14 protein-coding genes and 2 pseudogenes are annotated in these 20,138 nt (G+C 57.2%); 11 read left to right on the plus strand and 5 right to left on the minus strand.

Annotation, left to right across the window (positions count from 1 at the left end; all coding sequences use genetic code 11):
• Positions 1 to 74 precede the first annotated feature (74 nt).
• Positions 75 to 1,223, minus strand: a complete 1,149-nt coding sequence (locus J3O30_RS32010) for a site-specific integrase (RefSeq protein ID WP_207586081.1) — start codon at positions 1,221 to 1,223, stop codon at positions 75 to 77.
• Positions 1,224 to 1,422: 199 nt separating this feature from the next.
• Here J3O30_RS32010 and J3O30_RS32015 point away from each other — a divergent pair, with 199 nt between their 5' ends.
• The 7 genes from J3O30_RS32015 (at position 1,423) to J3O30_RS32045 (ending at position 10,285) form a co-directional block, all read left to right on the plus strand.
• Complete coding sequence (locus J3O30_RS32015; RefSeq protein ID WP_207586082.1) at positions 1,423 to 2,547, plus strand: RHE_PE00001 family protein; 1,125 nt, start codon at positions 1,423 to 1,425, stop codon at positions 2,545 to 2,547.
• Between the two features lie 240 nt (positions 2,548 to 2,787).
• Positions 2,788 to 3,294, plus strand: coding sequence for a hypothetical protein (locus J3O30_RS32020; protein ID WP_207586083.1), 507 nt, complete (start codon positions 2,788 to 2,790; stop codon positions 3,292 to 3,294).
• Positions 3,295 to 3,315: 21 nt separating this feature from the next.
• Complete coding sequence (locus tag J3O30_RS32025) at positions 3,316 to 4,629, plus strand: hypothetical protein (RefSeq protein WP_207586084.1); 1,314 nt, start codon at positions 3,316 to 3,318, stop codon at positions 4,627 to 4,629.
• A 26-nt stretch (positions 4,630 to 4,655) separates the two neighbouring features.
• Positions 4,656 to 7,634, plus strand: a complete 2,979-nt coding sequence (locus J3O30_RS32030; RefSeq protein WP_207586154.1) for a TrlF family AAA-like ATPase — start codon at positions 4,656 to 4,658, stop codon at positions 7,632 to 7,634.
• Between the two features lie 94 nt (positions 7,635 to 7,728).
• A complete protein-coding gene (locus tag J3O30_RS32035) occupies positions 7,729 to 8,001 on the plus strand; it encodes a hypothetical protein (protein WP_207586085.1) in 273 nt (90 codons plus the stop codon).
• A 371-nt stretch (positions 8,002 to 8,372) separates the two neighbouring features.
• Complete coding sequence (locus J3O30_RS32040) at positions 8,373 to 8,888, plus strand: hypothetical protein (protein ID WP_207586086.1); 516 nt, start codon at positions 8,373 to 8,375, stop codon at positions 8,886 to 8,888.
• A gap of 122 nt (positions 8,889 to 9,010) precedes the next feature.
• The gene (locus tag J3O30_RS32045) at positions 9,011 to 10,285 is read left to right on the plus strand and encodes an AAA domain-containing protein (RefSeq protein ID WP_207586087.1); all 1,275 of its coding nucleotides are present in this window, start codon (positions 9,011 to 9,013) and stop codon (positions 10,283 to 10,285) included.
• A 339-nt stretch (positions 10,286 to 10,624) separates the two neighbouring features.
• Here J3O30_RS32045 and J3O30_RS32050 read toward each other — a convergent pair whose 3' ends face one another.
• Positions 10,625 to 11,299 carry a hypothetical protein gene (locus tag J3O30_RS32050; protein WP_207586088.1) on the minus strand — a complete coding sequence of 225 codons (675 nt, stop codon included), beginning with the start codon at positions 11,297 to 11,299 and terminating at the stop codon, positions 10,625 to 10,627.
• A 565-nt stretch (positions 11,300 to 11,864) separates the two neighbouring features.
• Here J3O30_RS32050 and J3O30_RS32055 point away from each other — a divergent pair.
• Positions 11,865 to 12,868: pseudogene (locus J3O30_RS32055) on the plus strand (porin).
• Positions 12,869 to 13,173: 305 nt separating this feature from the next.
• Here J3O30_RS32055 and J3O30_RS32060 read toward each other — a convergent pair.
• The 3 genes and pseudogenes from J3O30_RS32060 to J3O30_RS32070 form a co-directional block, all read right to left on the minus strand.
• Positions 13,174 to 13,476, minus strand: coding sequence for a hypothetical protein (locus J3O30_RS32060; RefSeq protein WP_246762924.1), 303 nt, complete (start codon positions 13,474 to 13,476; stop codon positions 13,174 to 13,176).
• 348 nt (positions 13,477 to 13,824) lie between these two features.
• A complete protein-coding gene (locus J3O30_RS32065) occupies positions 13,825 to 15,588 on the minus strand; it encodes a hypothetical protein (protein WP_207586090.1) in 1,764 nt (587 codons plus the stop codon).
• Positions 15,589 to 15,685: 97 nt separating this feature from the next.
• Positions 15,686 to 15,853 (minus strand): annotated as a pseudogene (locus J3O30_RS32070) (LuxR C-terminal-related transcriptional regulator); the annotation flags it as partial.
• 502 nt (positions 15,854 to 16,355) lie between these two features.
• Between J3O30_RS32070 and J3O30_RS32075 the strand changes: the two are divergent.
• From J3O30_RS32075 to J3O30_RS32085, 3 genes are all read left to right on the plus strand, one after another.
• Positions 16,356 to 18,089, plus strand: coding sequence for an adenylate/guanylate cyclase domain-containing protein (locus J3O30_RS32075; RefSeq protein WP_207586091.1), 1,734 nt, complete (start codon positions 16,356 to 16,358; stop codon positions 18,087 to 18,089).
• Between the two features lie 350 nt (positions 18,090 to 18,439).
• Positions 18,440 to 18,880: a hypothetical protein gene (locus J3O30_RS32080; RefSeq protein WP_207586092.1), complete on the plus strand. Its 441-nt coding sequence runs from the start codon at positions 18,440 to 18,442 to the stop codon at positions 18,878 to 18,880.
• Between the two features lie 2 nt (positions 18,881 to 18,882).
• Positions 18,883 to 20,109 carry a biotin/lipoyl-binding protein gene (locus tag J3O30_RS32085; protein WP_207586093.1) on the plus strand — a complete coding sequence of 409 codons (1,227 nt, stop codon included), beginning with the start codon at positions 18,883 to 18,885 and terminating at the stop codon, positions 20,107 to 20,109.
• The last annotated feature ends 29 nt before the right edge of the window (positions 20,110 to 20,138 follow it).

Below are 20,138 nucleotides of genomic sequence, written 5' to 3' on the forward strand. Positions count from 1 at the left end.
CATACCGCGCCGCGGAGTTGCCATTGATAAATGAAAGTCGCCGTGTGGGGAGCGGCAGACACTTTCAAATCACATTATAACATTCGTGCCGCCTTTCCGCTTCGACGCGTAGCGTTGTTGTAATAGCCAGATGCCTGCTGAACCGATCTATGGCGAGACTGTTCCATCGCCTCAGGCAGAGGAATGCCGCGATTGGCAGCTTCGGTCAGATAGCCTGACCGAAGCCCGTGCGCCGAAAACTCCCGGGCCTCTAAACCGGCTAACGCCGCCCGTTGCTTGACCACCGCATTGACAGCGCTCGGCTCCAGCGCCCGCTTCGAAACATTTCCCCACCGATCGACCTTGCGGAACACAACAGCGCTGTCGATCTTGGCAGCCTCAAGCCAGGCATTGAGCGCCTCCACCGGACGCCCGGTGAGATACACGACCTCGTCATGATCGGCGCCCGATGTTTTTGTGCGGCCGAGATGAATAGCGAGAGAGGGGAGGGGAGGGCCGTCGGGCACGGTGATTGGCGGTTCTACGCTCAGCTGCTCGACGCGCAGTCCGGCGATCTCGCTGCGCCGGCGACCGCCGGAGGCGAAGGCAACCATCAGGATCGCCCGGTCGCGTAAATCGCGCAGGCTGCCGGATGCGCAGGTCGCCAGCATCTTCGCCAGCACGTCGCCGGTGACCGCCTTGGCACTCTTGCGGCTACGTTGTCGCGGCGCGGCCCGCGCGGCAAGCCGGACGGCGGACTTGAGGGCAGGGGAGGAGAAGTTGCCGGTCATGCCGCGCCACTTGGTCAGCGTCGACCAGGTTGCCAAACGTCGGCGCACTGTGTCGGGTGCATGCGGGCCAACAGTTTTCAGAAATCCTTGGTCGCGTAGGCTGCTGTCGACATCTGCCGGCATGCCGTGGTGCGGATCGGCGGCACGCTTTGCCGGATCCCATAGGTGGTGCGCGACGAATTTCAGCAGCATCGCTTCTGGAGCCGGCCAGGGGAGGGACGTGCCGGTCGCTGCCAGCGACCAGGCCTGCAAATAGGCAAGGTCAGATGTCAGAGCGCGAAGCGTGTTTTCGCCCATGCCTTCGTTGACCAGATGCCGCAGTGTTTCGACGTCCTGGTCGGTCAGCAGTTCCGCCAGCTCGTCGCGGCGCTCCAATGGCAGCACGGCGGCAATGGTATCGAGTGCGTCGACGCGCAGATCGACAGGATTTTTCGAGCTGGACGGCTTTGGCATGACGACGCACCGAATCGACGGTTTTCAACGGCGCTGAGGCCGTGCTTCGCATCGATCCTTGCAGATTTGCGCCCTAAAATCAATCACCTCCGATAAGAGGTACTTATCGATGGTTAGAGCGCCAACCGGCAATCATACGATGTGAGGAACCCAAACTTTTACATAGAGTTCCTGTAAGACTTCGTTTATGATAAAATCAATGACTTACGATTTCGGCAAACTAGAAATTTCGCGTCTTTTGGAACCGGCGTTTCGCGCCGGTATCGCGCTCACGCGTCTCGACGAGCGCATCGCACGATCGACCCTAGGAACCGGCTTCCTCGAACGCACCCAGTTCACCGATGCCTGCGCGTCACTGTGGATCGACGGCGAATTGGTGCATCTCGAGGACTTGGTCCTGCATGATGCCACGCGCGATATTCGCACACCCACCCACGAACTGACAATCGCCCGTGACGTTCTGCGCACCCGCCGACGGATCGCTGCGCAGTCTCCGGATTGGGCGCTGTCCGCCGACGGTATCCGAGTTTTGCGACAGACGTCAGACATTAGTCCGGTTGGAGCCGAAGCGGTTGATCCAGCCGGTGCCACCAACCGCGTTGCGGGCGATCCAATTGCGGAGCGGGAGGATGACGACGTCGGAAATCTCGCCGGTGTCGATTACGCTGCCATCGATGCGGTGCTCGCCCGATCGGAGGCTGCGATCGAGAATGCAACCCGGCCTGGCCGTGGAGGCGGCCAAGACAAAGATCCGATGATCTACGATCTCGACTGGGACGAGGATGCCCGGCTTGACGAATGGCGCGGCGCGCTGCGGCAGGCACAAGATTTGCCGGCGGTGCTGCAGGCGATCATTGCCCTCGATGCGTGGAACGAACTTTCGGTCCTGCAGCACGCGCCCTGGATCGGCCGGCTGTTGGCTGCGTCGGTTCTTCGAGAAGCCGGCATTACCACCGGCGCGCATCTCGCCTCGATCAATCTCGGCCTGAAAACCGTCCCCGTCGATCGACGCCGCCATCGCGATCGTCAGACGCGGCTGCTCGCCATCGCCGACGGATTTCTGGCGGCCGCCGAGATCGGGCTGAAAGAACATGACCGGCTGACGTTGGCTAGGACGTTGTTCGCGCGAAAACTTGAGGGGCGACGGACATCGTCAAAGTTGCCGGAGCTTGTTGAATTGGTGATGGCGAAGCCATTGGTGTCGGCCGGGATGGTCGCCAAGACGCTCGAGGTGACGCCGCAGGCGGCGCGGCGGATCGTTTTGGAACTTGGGCTTAGGGAGATGACGGGGAGGGGGAGGTTTCGGGCGTGGGGACTTGTCTGAAAGTTGGATCCCAGATGAGCGTGTCACGACGATGTTTGAAAAAGCCTCTCGTCAGTGTCCTGTAGTAGCATCGCGCCGGTAGGCATATAAAATGCAGGCAGCTATTCGTAAAGTCGTTGCAACCGCTGATATAATGGGAAAGATTTAGATCCAGTGATTTCCACGCACCCTGCGTTGTTGGTGCGCGTTCGTGGAAGCTCGCTGCTATGGGATGGGCTTTTGAAAGCGGGCGGGGATAACTTGGCGAAGACCAGTGACGACACACACCGGAAAGCTGCGAAGAAGCCGTATGGTGATAGATCTGACCTCGAGAAGCTTCAATCACAGTGGAATAAGCTTTCGGGGTTGCATCTGAGAGATGAGCCGTCGGCAGCCATTGTCCGTTGCGCTACGGCAGCAGAGATAGCCGCGAATTATGCAGTACGGACGGAATGGGCTCGTCAAACCGAATTCGATGCGGTCATCGTTGACCAGTTTTTGCGGTGGGCCAACGGTTTGCACGGCAAGGTGACACGGCTTTTCGTTCCAGTATATTTCGCTCATCCGGCCAAGAGCAAAACCGCTAAAGCCCTGATCAAGTATGCAGAGACTATAAATACCATCCGCAATGCAGTGGTTCACCAAGGTACTTTCAGCAATGCTGCCGAGGCTGAGGCGGCGATCGCTGAGGCGAGAACTTTCATCAATCTGATTGTCGGTCTTTCCATCCCCGGCTTCGATATCGCCGCCAAGGCGACCAGCAAGTAGAAGAACGGGATCGGAAGAAGGATGAGCGACGTTAGCTCGGTAGAAGAGATATGGGATGTCGACGTCACTGTCGGCTTGACGACCCATACCAGGCATCGGCATATTCCAAGCCCGGTATCGCAGGGTTTCGTTGCGCCGGATGCTACTTCGACGCTGACGTTTTCACCAATCGCTTTGGCGGCGGCCGTTGCGAGAACCGCAACGACACGTCAGGCTCGACCACAACTTCTCGCCGCTCTCCAGAGGAGCGCGCAGGCCCAGATGGAATGTCTGGTGTCGAACCAGTCAACCTTCGAACTGTCTGCGGACTTTGGGGATCTCGCCGATACCGAGCGGACACTGTTCACCGCAAGATGTGGCGCCGGGATCACCGACCTTTACATGAACGCTCTGGGCTATGTGTGGCGCGCCAACGCGGCCTGCCTCGCTCGCACGCTCGATCCCCATGCGGATTTTCTCTACGACGGTGGCAGCGTGTCGGGGCACGGCGTCGTCCTCGCCGAGGCACATGGCACTTTCGCTTCCAATGCGTCGGCAAAGACCGTCGCGGCAAGGGCGAAAAGCAAATACGGCCGACAGGTAAAGCCCTTTGTGAGCAAGCCGTCGCCATATGGCAAGGTTGTCCATGGCTATTCGGTTGCCTTTGGTTCGCAGCCTGGTACAGCCGGCGCGTTTCTGAGCGTCGCAGAAACGAGGATCGCCAGGCCTAAGAAAGCTCCGTCGCCACCCCCGACCACTGGCCAGGCTCCCGCAAGCGCAGGAGTTTCGACTGCGATGGCGATGACCACTTATAGGTCGAACTTTCTTCTGATGGGCGCTGTTGCGGTGATTGATTGGATCGACTGGATTGGTGGGATCGGGTCGTTTCCAACTGATCCCGGGCCGGTGACTTTTATCCGGGTGCCTTATGCGGGCCGCTGGTACCTGGGGAGCGTTTTCTCTTCGTGGCCGGCGCTGCACCCTGATTGGTGGGCAGACCATCATTGGCACGATGCGGTCTGGCGCTCGCGGGCCGTCCGCAGACTCTTTGCTCGGGGACTGCCAAGTGAGGCCTTTAATTGGTTCGTCATCGAGGAGACGGCCTGCCAGACTTTCTTGAATAGCCTGACGGGCATCATCAGGGCCGGCGGCGACCTGCCCGTCGGCTTCCTCGAACTACCGAGTTTCGAGCCGGTAGGGTTTGGCTTCGGCGGTGATCGAAGCGGACGTCTGTCAGAAGGCGCCGAGTATAATTACGCGCTGTTCCGGGACGGTCTCGCTCTTATCGGAGACCCGTTTTGGCTAAGGAAATTCGAGACTAGGCAATGGTCTCCAAAGGAAGGCTTTCTCGGATAGAGCAGGAAGAGATTGGCGGGAGCGGCATGATAAGCAGGGGTTCTGAATGGCGTCGGTGGGAGCCGCATATTCATGCGCCGGGCACGGTAATGAACAATCAGTTCAGCGGGCCGGCGGCATGGGAAGACTATCTAGCGGCGCTTGAAGCCGCAACGCCGGTCATCGAAGCCATTGCCGTTACGGACTACTACGTTACCGAGACGTATCAGCAGGTCTTGCAATACAAGGCCAGCGGGCGGCTTCCCGCCGCCCGTCTGATCTTTCCCAACGTCGAGCTTAGATTGGATGTCGCAACTGCCAAGGGCGGATTTGTGAACCTCCATCTTTTCGTCAGTCCGGAAGATGCCGATCATGTCGAGCAGCTGCAGCGCCTCCTGTCTCGCCTTCATTTTACTATGCAGCAGGACCGTTACGACTGCACCCGTGCCGATTTGATTCGCCTGGGCAAGAACGCGGATCCCGCAATAGTCGATGATCGCGCGGCGCTCGCCTATGGCGCCAATCAGTTCAAGGTCAATTTCCGGGAGCTTCGCGAAGTGTTCGCCGAGAGCGGATGGGCGAAGAAGAACATCGTGATAGCCGTTGCAGGCGGCGCAACTGACGGCACTTCCGGCGTCCGAGAAGCTGCGGACCAGACCATCCGGCGGGAGATCGAAGGCTTTGCGCATGTGATTTTCGCCAGCAGTCAGGCTCAGCGCGAGTTCTGGCTGGGCCAGCGGGATCTGGATGAGAAGGAAATACGCGCGCGGTATGGCGGCCTGAAACCCTGCCTTCATGGAAGCGACGCCCACAAGCTGGAGGATGTGGCGAGCCCGTTCGGTAACCGGTTCTCATGGATCAAGGGCGGCCTAGAATTCGACGCGCTGCGGCAAGCCTGCATCGATCCCCGCGGTCGAGCCCACGTGGGCGCCGAGCCGCCCAGCTCCGCGACGCCCTCCCAGGTTATCTCGGAAGTTCAGATAATCAACGCGCCCTGGCTGAAGACCACGACGATCCCGCTCAATCCGGGTCTTGTTGCGATCATCGGCGCTCGCGGTTCGGGCAAGACGGCGCTCGCAGACATGATCGCGGCCGGATGCGATTCCATATCCGATGAGGCCTGGGCGGCCGATGAATGGGCAAACCCATCCTTCCTTGTTCGGGCACGACCAGTGATCGGTCGTGCCAAGGCGAAAATCAATTGGGCGGCAGGGGAGCCGACCACGCGGGCGCTGGACGGATCGGACGCCAATGGCTCAATGAGCTATCCACGTGCGCGTTATCTTTCGCAGCAGTTTGTTGAGGAACTTTGTTCGTCGAGCGGACTGACCGATGGGCTTTTGCGCGAGATCGAGCGCGTCATCTTCGAAGCCCATCCCGATCACGACCGGGATGGTGCCCTCGATTTTGCGGAGCTGCTAGAGCAACGCGCCTCCCGTCATCGCCTTGCCCGTGACCGGGAAGCGGAAGCCGTGTCCCAGATTTCCGAGCGTATCAGCATCGAGTTGGAGAAGGAGAAACTGGTCGCCAGTTACGAGGCGCAGGTTGCCCAGAAAAAAAAGCTCGTGGATGCCTATACGGCGGACCGAGCAAAGCTTGTTTCGGCGGGCAGTGAACAGCGTGCGCAGCGCCATACCGAGCTAGCCGGCGCGACCAATCAGATCAGGAGCACGTTGCGAAGGTTCACGAACCAGCGACAGACCTTCCTGGCTCTCCAGGACGAAGTGAAGGATCTGCGCCGCAATCAGGCTCCTGAAGCTTTGCGACAGACCCAGGCGCGGCACACTCATAGCGGCATGTCGGAGGACGAATGGGCGGCCTTCACTCTCGACTACAAAGGGACAGTGGACGACAATCTGAGCGGTTTCGTGAAGTGGGTCGACGGTAAGATCGCGGAACTGAAGGGGACGCCTCCCGCAGCCGGAGATGCCCACACGGCATATTTTGCCGATGATACCGATCTTGCGACGCTTTCGCAGGCTATGCTTGAAGCCGAGATGGCGCGGCTTGAAAAGCTGGTCAGCTCCGACAAGGAAACGCAGCGTCAGTACACCGCTCTCTCGGGTAGAATAGCGACCGAGACGGCCGGGATGCAAACGCTGGCGGGAAAGCTGGAGGACAGCAAGGGCGCGAAGGAGCGTGCGCGGGAACTTCAGACCCAGCGCGAAGAGGCGTATGGCAGGGCTGTAGACGCGCTTGTCGCCGAGCAGAGTGTTCTGCAAGACCTGTATGGGCCGCTGATGGCACGCCTCGCCGCTGCGTCAGGCACGTTGAAGAAGCTGTCCTTCTCGGTCGCGCGTGTGGCGGATGTGCCCCAATGGGCGGAGCAGGCCGAAGAAGGGTTGATCGATCTTCGCAAGGGTGGCGCGTTCAAAGGCAAGGGAACGCTCCTGCAGAAAGCGAATGAGACGCTGAGGAAGGCCTGGGAGACAGGTTCATCCGTTGAGGTGGTTGCGGCGATGGCCGAGTTCCGCCGCCGCTACCAGAAGGATCTGCTCGATCATTCGCCGGTCGCGCATACCGAGCAGGCCGAATTTCGTGCTTGGTCCAAAAAATTTGCTCAATGGCTCTTCAGCACCGATCACATCGATATTCACTATGGAATTGAGTATGACGGCGTGGATATCCGCAAGCTATCGCCGGGCACGCGCGGCATCGTCCTTCTGCTGCTTTATCTCGCGTTGGATGACGGCGACGGCCGTCCGCTCATCATCGATCAGCCGGAAGAGAACCTCGATCCCAAGTCTGTTTTTGAGGAGCTTGTGGGCCTATTCATCGACGCGAAGTCCAATCGCCAGGTGATCATGGTCACCCACAATGCGAACCTCGTGATCAACACGGATGCCGATCAAATCATCATCGCAGAATCGGGCCCGCATCCGCATGGCTCCTTGCCGCCAATCACCTATCAATCGGGCGGCCTGGAGAACGCGGCGATCCGAAAGGCGGTTTGCGACATTCTGGAAGGCGGCGAAGGTGCCTTTCAGGAACGCGCTCGACGGTTGCGGGTCAGGTTAGATAGATAGAGTTACCTTATAGCAGCGACCAGCTTTTGAGTTCGAGCTCAGCTCTCAGGATTTTCTGGCAAGGAGTAGCAATTGATACCGAATGATTTGCGTAATGGACCTCGTTGATCCGAGTTGGACCGCACCACGCGCCGGTCATGATTGGCGTGAGGAAGACATTCTTGCCGCGACGACGTGGTTGAAAAGTTTCGTGAAGCGCGATGATTGGGAACGGCGGATGGAGAAGGTCCGATCCAATTACGACGCGGCTCGCGTGAATCTTCACGGAGGGCGTTTGGTCCCGCTGTTCGATGAGCGAGACGCAATCGCGTGGCTGATTTTTCAGGCCGAGGATTTTGCACGCAGCGGCTACATTGGGACCCTCTAGAGACCGCCAAGATTGCGCCGGTTCTTACCCGCCTTGGAGAGGATCTCAGCATCGTTAAATCGATCGGTCACGTCGAAAAACGTGCTGAGAGGTTGATGACGAGCGAATCGAGGCAACCAGAGAGCGGTCTCTTTGAATTGTTGGTTGCGCTAGCTTATAAGCGGCGTCAGTGGCCCACAGTGGATTTTCTCGATGAAACGCCGGGTCGAGGAAAGACGCCAGACCTTTTGGTTTCAAGACCGAGGACCCAATGGGCTGTCGAGTGCAAGCGGCTCCGGCCGGCAGCTTACTCTGTTCGCGAAAATGATCACGCTCGACGCCTGTCCCGAGGCGTTCACGAAGTCAGCCTCGAGCATTCGCGATCAATCCGGATGCAGGTCATATTCCATCACGAACTATCGTTGCTGCCAGACGACTATTTAAAAAAGCGCGCACTAGCGTTTATCGATAACCCGGAAGAGCGGCTATGGGTCGAGGAGGGCTCGGTTGGAATTATTGGCAATATCGACTGGCGGCTCATCCGGCATGTGATGAGGCGCGACTTCGTTTATTTTGGCTCCAGCAGGATGGTTGAGCTGCTTCTGGGCGAATACGACCACCAATTCTCTCACGACATGGCAGCTAAATGGCGATCCTGGGATCAGCGCTCGCTTTATGCAGATGCAGTCTATCAAGCTAGTGTCGTCAGCTGGCAAAGTAACAGTGACGAGGCTCTCCGCCAAAAAGCACGGCATTTCCGTTCCGTAATCGCAGGGGCAAACGCCCAGTTGCCAAGCGACTTGCCGGGAGCAATCCATGTCGGAATAGGCTCTATGGATGGCAACGTGATCGATGCTTTTAGGCATGTCCGTAATAGAAAGATGCTGAGAACATTCCAGCGGGTATGATTCCGGAGCTCACGACGCGGCCCGATGAATCCTGGGCCACCGAATTGATCTGACGCTTCGGGAGGCAGATTATATAGGCGCGAAGAGGCCTGAAAGAACCGATTTCATCGGTGCCCCGGCCCGTGGACGTCAGCAACCTTAGACACAGTGGTCTTCTCTCGACCGAAGCCGGCATTGACACACTTATCGACCGCGGGATCTGCTCGACCAATGGCAGCGCCATGCGCCTTGCACAGCAAGCTTGCCGGGTGTCGCCCTATCCAGATCTCGAGAAGGGTCTCTATCTGTTCGAACACCGGCGGTGCTACGACGAGATCATCAGCTTCAGCAATGCTCTGTGCTACAAGGGGAAGCTGCGACCGCTGCGGGGAAAGGCACCAACGAACGCCAGCCTTCCAGCGCTTGGGTATCTGCACATAGATGGCCGTGCACTGACCGCGGGAAGCAGCCGCTGCAATCCGCTCGAGGCGCAAACGATTGCTGCTTGGCTTGCTGCCAACCGGGCTGGACTGGAAGCGCGCTATGGCAGGCCGTTGGAAAAGATTGTCGCCATAGTAACTCCCTTTGGCCGACAGGTTCGCGAAATTCGGGAAGCCTGTGCCAACCGCAAGATCGTGGTCGAAGGACGCGAGGGCATGACCATCGGAACGGTCCATGTCTTGCAAGGCGCCGAACGACCCGTCGTGATCTTTTCGCCCGTCTATTCGAAACATGTAGACGGGGGGTTCATCGACGGCTCGCCCAGCATGCTGAACGTGATGGTCTCACGGGCAAAAGACAGTTGCCTAGTATTTGGCGATATGGATGTTATGGCGACAGCGAGAACGGGGTCGCCGAGGGCAATCGTCGCGGACTTCCTGCTCGCGTCAGAGGGGAACGCGCTCGAGTTTGCGGTCGAGCAGCGCGAGGACCTAAAGCAAGGCGTTGGTCAGATTCAAATGCTGCGAGATGCAGCTGGCCATGATGCGTTCCTGCTGGATGCGCTGTCCGGCGCTGGCCGACGCTACACCATCGTCAGCCCGTGGGTGATCGCATCTACAATGGAGCGTGTTGGGCTGCTGGCCGCATTCGAAGCGGCGGTTGTGCGCGGCGCTGAGATCGACGTATTCGCTGATCCACTTCTCAACATGGGCAAGGCTGCCGATGGCTTGACCCAGATTGATGCCGTCGAGAAGGCCTTCTCAAGGATCGGAGTTAGGCTGCACAAGCTTCCGAAGTTGCACAGCAAGATCGTGGCGATCGACAGCGACCTTCTTTGCATCGGGTCTTACAACTGGCTCAGCGCCGATCGTTATGGCCAATACGCGCGCCACGAAACGTCGTTTGTCTATCGAGGCCAGCATCTGGAGGAAGAGATCAGCACCATCGTCGGCAGCCTTCGGCGCAGAGAGGCGTAATCGTTCGAGTGCGATCATAGGGCGAATTGTCCCCTGCGGCGCTGGTTAAAATTTGAGGGTTGTGAGTTCGTATCCGCTCAAGTGGTGATGCCGATCTGCTAGCGTATTGTCAGCGGAAACGGATGTTCCACTAGCTACTGGCCTGAAGTAGATGAGGGTGGGTGTCGTCTGCCGCGTCTCGTTCTAACCAACCGTGAACAGCGAATAGGGGGCCGGGTATGGGTTGCCCTGCCGGTGGCCTCATTGAGGTGCCCCTCTTCAAAAAGACGACGACGGGCGATGTCTTTTTGAACGAGGTCAAAAATGGATCTCGGTTTGCGAAGAGGGCATTCAGCCCGCCTAGCGCCACCAGCCCTTCTTCCGGGTCAGAATCCCTCTGGCCCCGGCACTGTACTTGATGCTGTCGTCTGAAGCTCGGGTCAGCGTCACGGTCACGATGCCCCCCATGCTCCAGTCGACGAAGGTGTAGGTGAGCTTATCGCCGCTGATCGCGCCGTTGGTGAACTTGACCGTGTGACTTCCAGAGACCGTTTGGCCGGTTGCTCGGCTGCCTTTGACATCGATTGTCAGCTCAACGTTTTCTTTGGGAGCTACCGTGCCGGTCCAGCGTCCTTCAAAGAACCTGGGGTTCATCCGTTCCTTTTTGAGCGCGGGCTTCCTTTCTGCTGGCCTGGCTTTATCAACGTACGCCGTGCAGCTTTCGACCTTGAAACTGCGGCTGGCAATCGGCGCAGCACCCTTTATCGACTGCAGTAGTTTGTTTCCGTCTTTAACTACTGTCTGATGCGGTGCGTTTTCGAAGATGTAAGCAATCTTTGAGCAGCTTGGTGCCGAGCTGTGTATCGTCACGTCAGCTGTGTGCTGGGGCTTCGCGTCCTTCGCATTTTTGACCGTAATCATCCCCTGGCAGGTGCCAGCCACCTTCGTAAAGTCGCATTCGGCTGCGGATGCTTGAGTTCCATACCAGGCAGCAGCGCTGGTGATAACAACGCTCGACAGGAAAATGCGGTTCATGGTCTCGTCCCTCGATTGCTGGACCTATGGCAGGGGCATTCACGCAGCCGGGATGGTAGCAAAGTCGGGCTAGGTGGTCACTATCCCAGGGCCGTAGCATACAGGGCGCAACGGCCGGTCAGGGTTCCTGACAACCGCCGCTGTATGATCCGCGCACTTCATCCGACGGATTTAACGACTAACGAGAACTGCTGCGCAACCCCTCCATATATTCATTCTGCCAATATCGCCTGCACCCCAAAATAGCTCACTGCGGCCAGTAGCAGCAATCAGACCTTCGCCTCAGGCAAATGACGGGGAGGATAAGGTTCCGGGGTGGGGGCGCTTTTACAATCGCTGTAAAGGCCGGCGATACTCGACTCCACCGCGCAAGAGCATCTGTTGCTGGCTTGCAACATTGGGTTGATTTCATCTCGCGTCCATTCGCGATTCTTTGCTTAGAATGTGAGAATTTAGTAGAAGAAGATACATCGGTGAATCCTGTGGGGTGAATATGTTCGGCTGGATATTGCCTGTTCTGCAAGTGGGTCCGTTCAAAAAACAATATTTAGCCAGGGACCGAGATATGGCATTGCATTTGATGCTGCTTGGATCGGTTGCGGCGCTTGTCGCTGCACCTAGCTTCGCTGCCGACGCCATTGTTGCCGCCGAGCCAGAAGCGGTCGAGTATGTTCGCGTCTGCGACGCGTACGGCACTGGATACTTTTATATCCCCGGCACCGAAACCTGCCTCAAAATCGGTGGTTACCTGCGCTTTGAGGTTTACGGTGGGCCAGATGAAAAAGGCACCTCTGACTGGAACGCTCGCACGCGAGCGCATGTTCAGTTTACGTCGAAGAGCGACACTGAATATGGTCCACTAACCGGCGTTATCGTTATGCGCAACAACGGCGACAACGCATCAACCGGTACCATGCTTGACTCGGCTTACATCGACATTGCCGGGCTGCGTGGTGGGATGATGACTTGAGCGGCGAGCCAGACGTCCTGTCGAGCTTCGAGACGCTGCATAATTCCATCCGATACCAATACGAGACCGGCGATTTCTATGCTGGCATTAGCGCCGATGAGTTGGAAGATGGCTACTACAAGCTTGGCGAGCAATCAAACAACGTCGGTATCGCATTCGGGATCGGGGACAAGATCGGTAGTGTCAGTTATCAACTTACCGGTGGGTATGACACGGACAATGAAGAAGGCGCGATCCGCGGCATGATCTTCGCAGATCTTGGCCCTGGTACTTTGGGTCTGGCAGGTGTGTGGGCCTCTGGGCCGAACTCCTACTATGCCCAATCAGAATGGACTGTTGCCGCCGAATACGCTTAGAAAATTACAGACAAATGGTCAGTGACCCCTATGGGTCAATACTTCGGCAAATATGCCACCGACACAGACAATGGCGCTATTCCCGCATCATTCGATGGACTTGGCGATGCGTGGGAGGTCGGCGTTACCGTTGATTACCACATCGCTGAAAACCTCTATGCTAAGGGAACAGCCAAATATCTCGATGCGGAAGATGGTGAAGACGTGACAAGTGGCTTCTTCCGTTTGCAGCGCACATTCTAGCCGACGCTGCTCCTTGACTGGCCTGGAGAGCCATACGCAGGCCGACTTCTCAATTGCACAGACCTCTGCCTGGCACGGACAAGCGCGACATTGTCTAATGGGCGACCGTCAATTTCCGACGCTATAGTCGCAAATAAAAGCTGGCCAATAACAGGCGTTTAGTGGTGCTTAGGACCAAGAGTGGTTTCCCGGCGGACTTCGGGTCAGCGATCGTGATCACATCTGCAATAAACAGATTGAACAAAGTACCATCTGAAACGACTCAGGTGATTGTCGAAGCGATTGCTGATTTTTAGAACGTGCTTTCACAATTTGCCCAGGTCATGTGCCTGACCGGATGCTCGTAGTTCTTCCAGGGTCTTTCCGACACAACTGCCACCGCCCTTGCCGCCGACTGCCTTGGCGTGACCGTCGAGCGAGATCGTTCCGGCAATACTGTCGGAGGCCACATAAGTCGCCAGGCCATCTTCCGTCACCCTGGAAAGGTAGAAGGCGTGGACCGTGGTCTTGTATTTGCACTGAATGACGATGGGGAATTTTCCAAAAGGGTCGTCAGCTGCATGAACGGTCGAGACACTAACTGTTTGAAGGGCGGCGGCGACGATCATCGCAGCCACTGTTCCAAGGTGTTTCCCTATACGCCGCTGTGCTAGATGAGTCATCGCTAGAACCCCTGTTTGTTATTGTCTGACAGCGACGCGAGGCCGCTGACCGTAATTGCCGAACCTGACGTTGTCCCTGCTTACCTGCCTGCCTTCGCAGTAATGGCCTGGCTTATTTCAAATCGATATTCGTCGTTGCGAAGCGGCTTGATCGTGAGACGCATTGCCGCAATATTCTCGATCTGCAGGACGAGTTCGGCGCGCAGATCGTCAACGACATCGTAACAATCGTCGACATCAATGCTCGGCCCGACACGCCCTAGCCAGCTCGCATATGCCGCGCCGACGGTGCGCTTAATTCGAGCTTATCATTTCCGCGCTAGCGGATTCGATGGCGATCCCTGATCCCCGAAGTCCGCCCAGAAAACGGTCCTGGTCTTCTTTGCGCTGCAGGCGCAGGGAGACTTCCCGGCGAATGTTCTTCATCATCTCAGGCGCGTTAACGTTCAACCAGTCCCTTTCCTTTGTTGCTTCCGCGGACTTTCCTTCCGCGCCGAGGATCGACAGGAGTACCAGGCGGTGCATCGGGTTGTATTCCAGGTCGCACATGCGGGACCAAAGTTCAGCGGCTTGCAAATCACCCCTCGTGAAAGCGCACAGCGCCATTCCAACCTCGTAGTAGCCCTTGGGGCCGGCCCCTTGGTTCAGTGCCCTTGAAATGAGCTCGCAGCCTGATTGCCATTTTCCGGACATCGCCAGTCGCAGACCATACTCGCCTGCGACTTCCGCATCGTTCGAATTCTGCGCATAAGCGGCTGCCCCGGCCTTCAACGCCTTGTCAGTGTCGTTGTTGAAGAAGCTGACCAGCATCGTTGCCTGAAGCGCGCGCGTATCGTTTGGCGCAATCGAAGTTGCGCGCTCTGCTGCATCGGTTGCGAGTTCCATGGTTGCGGCCTCAGGTACCATGCCTAGTTTGTAGCGGAACCTCATCGCGTCAAGGTAAATCAGCGAAAGCAGCGCCCACGACCTGGCACTCTTTGGGGAACGCAGCGTCGCGCGCTGTAGACATTCACGGGCTGCGGTGTGGCTTTGCAGGCTCATTGCGCGGCGATAGCTGTAATATGCCGACGTGCAGTCATAGGCATCTGCGGCCGCGTTCACATCAGGCCGGGCTGCGTTGTCGTTGTCGGACAGGAAGACTGCGCCGTAGGGCTGGGCGACCGCGATCGCGATCTGCTGGCCGATGTCCGCCTGGATCTGCAGGATGCTCCTGACGCGAAGGTCCGCGTCGTAGTTGTTTGCCCAGACCACAGCGGCATCAGACCGACGCACGAGGCGCAGGATCGAGCGCAGTTTGTCGCCATCACGCTGAACGCTGGCCTGCAAACTGTAGCCCGCCGTGCCTTTGTAGTTCGCCTTGGACGGATCGACGACAACCACGAGGTCGTTGAATGTTGCGAGCTGACCGATAACTTCGTCCCTGAGGCCCTGAGCGATGTCGAATTCACGACCGTCAGGATCGTCAGTCTGAAACATATCGACGACGACCATGGGCCCCGATGAACCTGCCGGGCTATCGTGCAGTGTGAAAATGTCTGGCGTGGCCATGACATAGAAACCTGCCACGGACATTGTGACGAGAGCGCCGATCAACAGCGCAGCCATGGACAGCTTTTGACGGCCCCGGCCATTGCTCGATGGTAGCAGGTCGATGTGCCCCGTATGCTCCGACTGACCTGCAGAATGCGACCCCCGCGCATACTCGAAGCGCGGAACATAGCCGCCCTTCGGTATCGTGATCACGATCGCGTCCGACTGACCGGCGACCAGGTAGTAGCGCTCAAGGCCCCGGCGAATTCGACCGGCCTCTATTCTGACGACGGGATCGTTCTGGGCGTCGAAGGAATTTTGCCGACCGAAAATCTCGTTTGCGATCGTAAACGCCTTCAGGTACTGGGACCGCCCCTCCAAGGTCTCGGTCACGACGAACCGAAAGAACTTCCTGCCGCGCTCGGGCAAGTGAAAGTCGGCACTCGCTAGAACGCGCTCCATTTGCTGCAGGATGTCTTCGATCTTGGGTCCTTGCTCGCTCAACGGCTCGGCTTTTGCGGTGCTCATGATGCCCTCCACCCGATCACGCAATTATTCTTTTTAGATCACCCTAACGAACGATACCCTATAAATGAATGGTTTCAATAGCTTTGTTAGATGCAAGCTAAAGTAGTTGCGTTCGCATGACTGGCGACGTCGAGGCATTCGGTACAGGCAGCATTACCTTGCCGGAGGTGAATACCATCCGTATCAGTTCGGCAGGATTACGCGCTTCCATCTTGGGCATGGCATTGGAGCGATGAACCTCGACCGTGCGTGAACTGATGCCGAGATTGAGGGTCGAGATGACCCGCTATATGGTCCACCACGGCGGCGACGTCGGGATGTCAACGTTTTTGCCGGCGCGCATCTGGGCCTGATCGTAGCCGAGATGGAGATGGACAGCGAGAACGACCAGCCCTCGCTACCGCTTTGGCTTGGCGAGGAGGCCACCAGTGACGATAGGTGATATTGCAATCATGCAACGGCCGTTGCTTAAACCCGCTGGCTTGGAAATATGATACGCGGCGAGTGAGGTAAGATACGGGTGTTACGCTTGCCGGTCTCGGAGCCGTCGCCTAGGGGATGGATGTTTATCAATGGACGTGTGGAAATTGCCCACCATCAGGGCCGACACGCGCAAGAGAAGTTGTCGCCGGAAGAATGTTTCGGCGAATGATGCCCAACAATGCCCAAACCACAGGGACCGACGTCGTATTGTTGCTACTGGTTAAGCCGCGACTGCGAGCCTGCCGCTTCCGCCTCAACTGCGTTCTTATAGATCCGAGGATTTCATGATTAAACCATCGATCAGAAGGCGGATCGTTTCGATCGTGGTGGGACTGACGATCCTCATGGTTGCGACTTCGGTGCTCTCGATGGTGATGGTCGGGCGGGTAGGGCGCCTGCTTGACGAACTGAAGGCGAGATATAATCCCGTCAACGCTCATCTGACACGGATCGAGACTCTCTCGCTTGAACGAGCACTGACGCTCCGACGTCTCGTTATCGCGAAGCTGCAGCACCCGCCCGATGAGGAAGCTTTTACGGCCCGCAAGCAATTGTTCGAAGCCAAGGCCGCGGAGGTTGACCAGGAAGCGCAATCTGCCCGCCAACTGATCAACGAAATGATAGCAGACCCGCGTGTCGCCTCTGACAAGGTGGGGTTGGCGCGCATCGAAAGCCGCATTGAAGGCCTGATGAGCGACGGGCGGCTTCTCCTGACCCAAGCTAACGACGCTCTATTTGCTGCGCTTGATTCACGGGACTTTGCGGAAGTGGCAACCCTTCTCACCCGCGTCGATCTTCTGCGTGACGAGCTGTCTCAAAGGATCGACGCGTTGCGGGAGGCAATGGCCGGAGAGAGTGATCGCGCTATCGAAACGATAAAGGCTCAGCAGTCCGAGGCGGTGGTCATTTCTGCCATCGCGACGTTTCTCGCAGCTCTCGTAGGATTGATATTCGCCAATCTTGTGAGCGGAGGTATCGTTCGGTCGGTGCGCAAGTTGCTCGATGGAACGAAGGCCATCGAGGCCGGCCATCTCGATCAGTCGATCGATGTAACAACGCGGGACGAGATTGGCGAGCTGAGCGCCGCATTCAACCGTATGATCGTGCAGTTGCGCGTCAACCGGCGGGTCAAAGAAACATTCGGCAAATACATTGATCCTCGGGTCGTCGAAGGGCTCATCGATCAGCCGAACATAACGGCAGCGGAAGGCCAGCGTCGGTTGATGACGGTTATGTTCTGCGACCTGAAGGGTTTCACTACCTTGAGTGAAGGCTTGGTGCCCCAGGGCTTGGTGCGGGTGATGAATCGATACTTTTCGCTGATGTCTGAGCCGATCCGAGCCAACGGCGGCATCATCGACAAGTACGTCGGTGACGGCATCATGGCATATTGGGGTCCTCCGTTCGTTGGGGAGGCTGATCACTCCCGTCTGGCATGCCTCGCCTCGCTGGAGATGATTGGGCGCATCGACACGCTTCGCCGGGAAATTCCGGAGATTTTGGGTGTCAGGGATACTCCAATGGAAAACTGCGATCTCAAAATAGGCGTCGCCACAGGCGAGGCACTGGTCGGAAGTATCGGCTCCGAAATCATGATGAGCTACACGGTAATGGGCGACGTTGTTAATCTCGCCTCTCGCCTGGAGGGTGCCAACAGGTTGTACGGAACCCGGAACCTCGTCTCCGGAAAGACAGTTGCCGTAGCGAGCCAAACTCTTGAGGTTCGAGAAATCGACAGCATCGTCGTCGAAGGCCAGACACGTGCGGAGGCGATATTTGAGATCCTCGGACGCCGTGGCGAAGTTACGACCGAACGACTGGCATCGCGTGATTTCTATGAGATGGGTTTGGCGGCTTACCGCGAACGTCGCTGGGAGGACGCGGAATCTGCTTTCAAATCATCGCTGGCGTTGATCCCGGACGACGGACCATCGCTCACTCTACTAACCCGCGTTGAGGGAATGGAAACGGCACACCTTTCTGTGGACTGGGACGGTTCGTGGCGTATCGCAAAATAGCATTGGTGCAACTGGCGTTCGCGATGATGTGGGGCAGAGAATGACGGTAGTCCTTCCGGACGCGTGCCTCCGTCGTGTAATGTTTGTCGTACTTTCTTACCGCCACGAGCAACGTCATACTCGGATCGACAAGCCGGCTAGTGAGGGATTAAATTTCACACGGGCTAAAATGAAGTTCCCGATCGCACTCACTTGTTGCTAATGGTCGTGCACAGCTATCAAATGATCTGCGGCCGCCAAGAGGCACGGTTGCGAGCCTATGCCCACACGTGCCAGTATCGCAGTTCGCGAAGAGAAACCGGTCATAACGTCTCTTCTCCAGTTGATCAAGCTCGCAGAAAGGAATTCAGATGGCTCAAGCTCTTCACCCCGCAACTGTCGACCATTTGCCGGGGTTCATCACGGAGCCTGGACAGACCGACTATCTGTTCGTGGGAGTTGTCATCTTCCTGGTCCTCTTAGTCTTGATCATAGGCAATCTTTATTTCCAGCTCCACGCGGTTCCGGAGCGGATGGCACATCGAACAAGCAAGGTGCAGATGGAGATTGTGGCTGTATTGGCACTTATTTCGCTCTTTACGCATAATCATCTTTTCTGGATCGCGGGCCTACTGCTGGCCTTCGTGCACATCCCGGACTTTTCCACTCCGCTGTATTCCATTGCGCAATCATTGGGCAAACTCTCCGGCCGCGACGCTGCAACAAGCGACGACCCGGCGCTGCTTCTCAATGAAGCCCAGAAGCTGGAAGTGGAAAACCCAGTTAGCGGAAATCATGGCGGGGACAACTGACTATGTTCGAACTAATACTTTGCTCCCTTCTGACCGTCTTCCCTGACTACCTCTATCGACGTTATGTTCAGGGAAAACGTATCGGCCATGAAATCAATCTTTACACTATGTGGTATGAATTGCGGTGGGGCATATCGGCATGTCTGATGCTCACCATTTCTCTCATCACGATGATCTTTTATTTTCATCCCTCGACCAAAAGTGTCACAGCTGTGTTCCGTACAGTGACTATCTTGCCTCAAACGGTAGGGCGGGTTGACGAAGTCTTTGTTGGTGTCAACGAAAAGGTTGACGCCGGTGCACCTCTCTTCCGGCTGGACGACGCGGAGCAGAAAGCAGCTGTTGAAACGGCACGCCGAAAGATTGCAGAACTTGAGGCTGAAGCCAAAGTGACCGCGACGGAGCTGGCGACAGCAGACGGACAAATCCAAGAGGCGCAGGGTGCGCTCCAAGTGGCGGTCGATGAGTATGAGCTGAAGGCCCAACTTCTAACACGGGATGCCGTTGCTAAGCGCGAAGTCGATCGTCTTGCCAATACGGTCGAGAGCCGCAAGGGTTCGTTGAGTGCCGCCGTCGCCAAAAAAGAGACATTAAGGGTGAAGATCGAGGTCTTGTTGCCATCACAAAAGGCAAGTGCCGAAGCAGCACTCGCGCAGGCACAAGTAGAGTTGGATAAGACATTGGTGCGCGCCGGCATCGCGGGTACTGTACAACAGTTCACGCTCCGGAAGGGGGATGTCGTCAATACCATGATCCGGCCGGCTGGGATCCTCGTGCCGACAGAAGCGGGCCGTGGGACGTTGGTTGCTGGCTTTGGACAGATCGAAGCGCAGGTGATGAAACGTGGTATGATCGCGGAAGCCACTTGCATCGGGAAGCCCTTCACTATTATCCCGCTTGTCGTGACTGACGTGCAGGACGTTATCGCGGCTGGCCAGCTGCGTCCGACCGATCAACTGGTCGACATTCAACAATTGGACCAACCAGGAACTCTGACGGTCTTTCTTCAACCTCTATTTGAAGGAGGGCTGGACGATATCCCGCCGGGCAGCAGCTGTATCGCCAATGCATATACCAACAATCACGAAGCGCTGGCCGACAAGAATATCAGCAGTTCGAAATGGCTGTTCCTGCATGTAGTGGATGCCGTGGGACTTGTGCACGCTATGATCCTACGCATGCAGGCGCTGCTGCTCCCGGTTCAAACTTTGGTCTTTGCGGGCCACTGAGTTCAGATTGCTCCCTGCTGACCTTTGCT

Origin of the sequence: Rhizobium sp. NZLR1 (assembly GCF_017357385.1) — a bacterium.
Classification (GTDB): Bacteria; Pseudomonadota; Alphaproteobacteria; order Rhizobiales; family Rhizobiaceae; genus Rhizobium.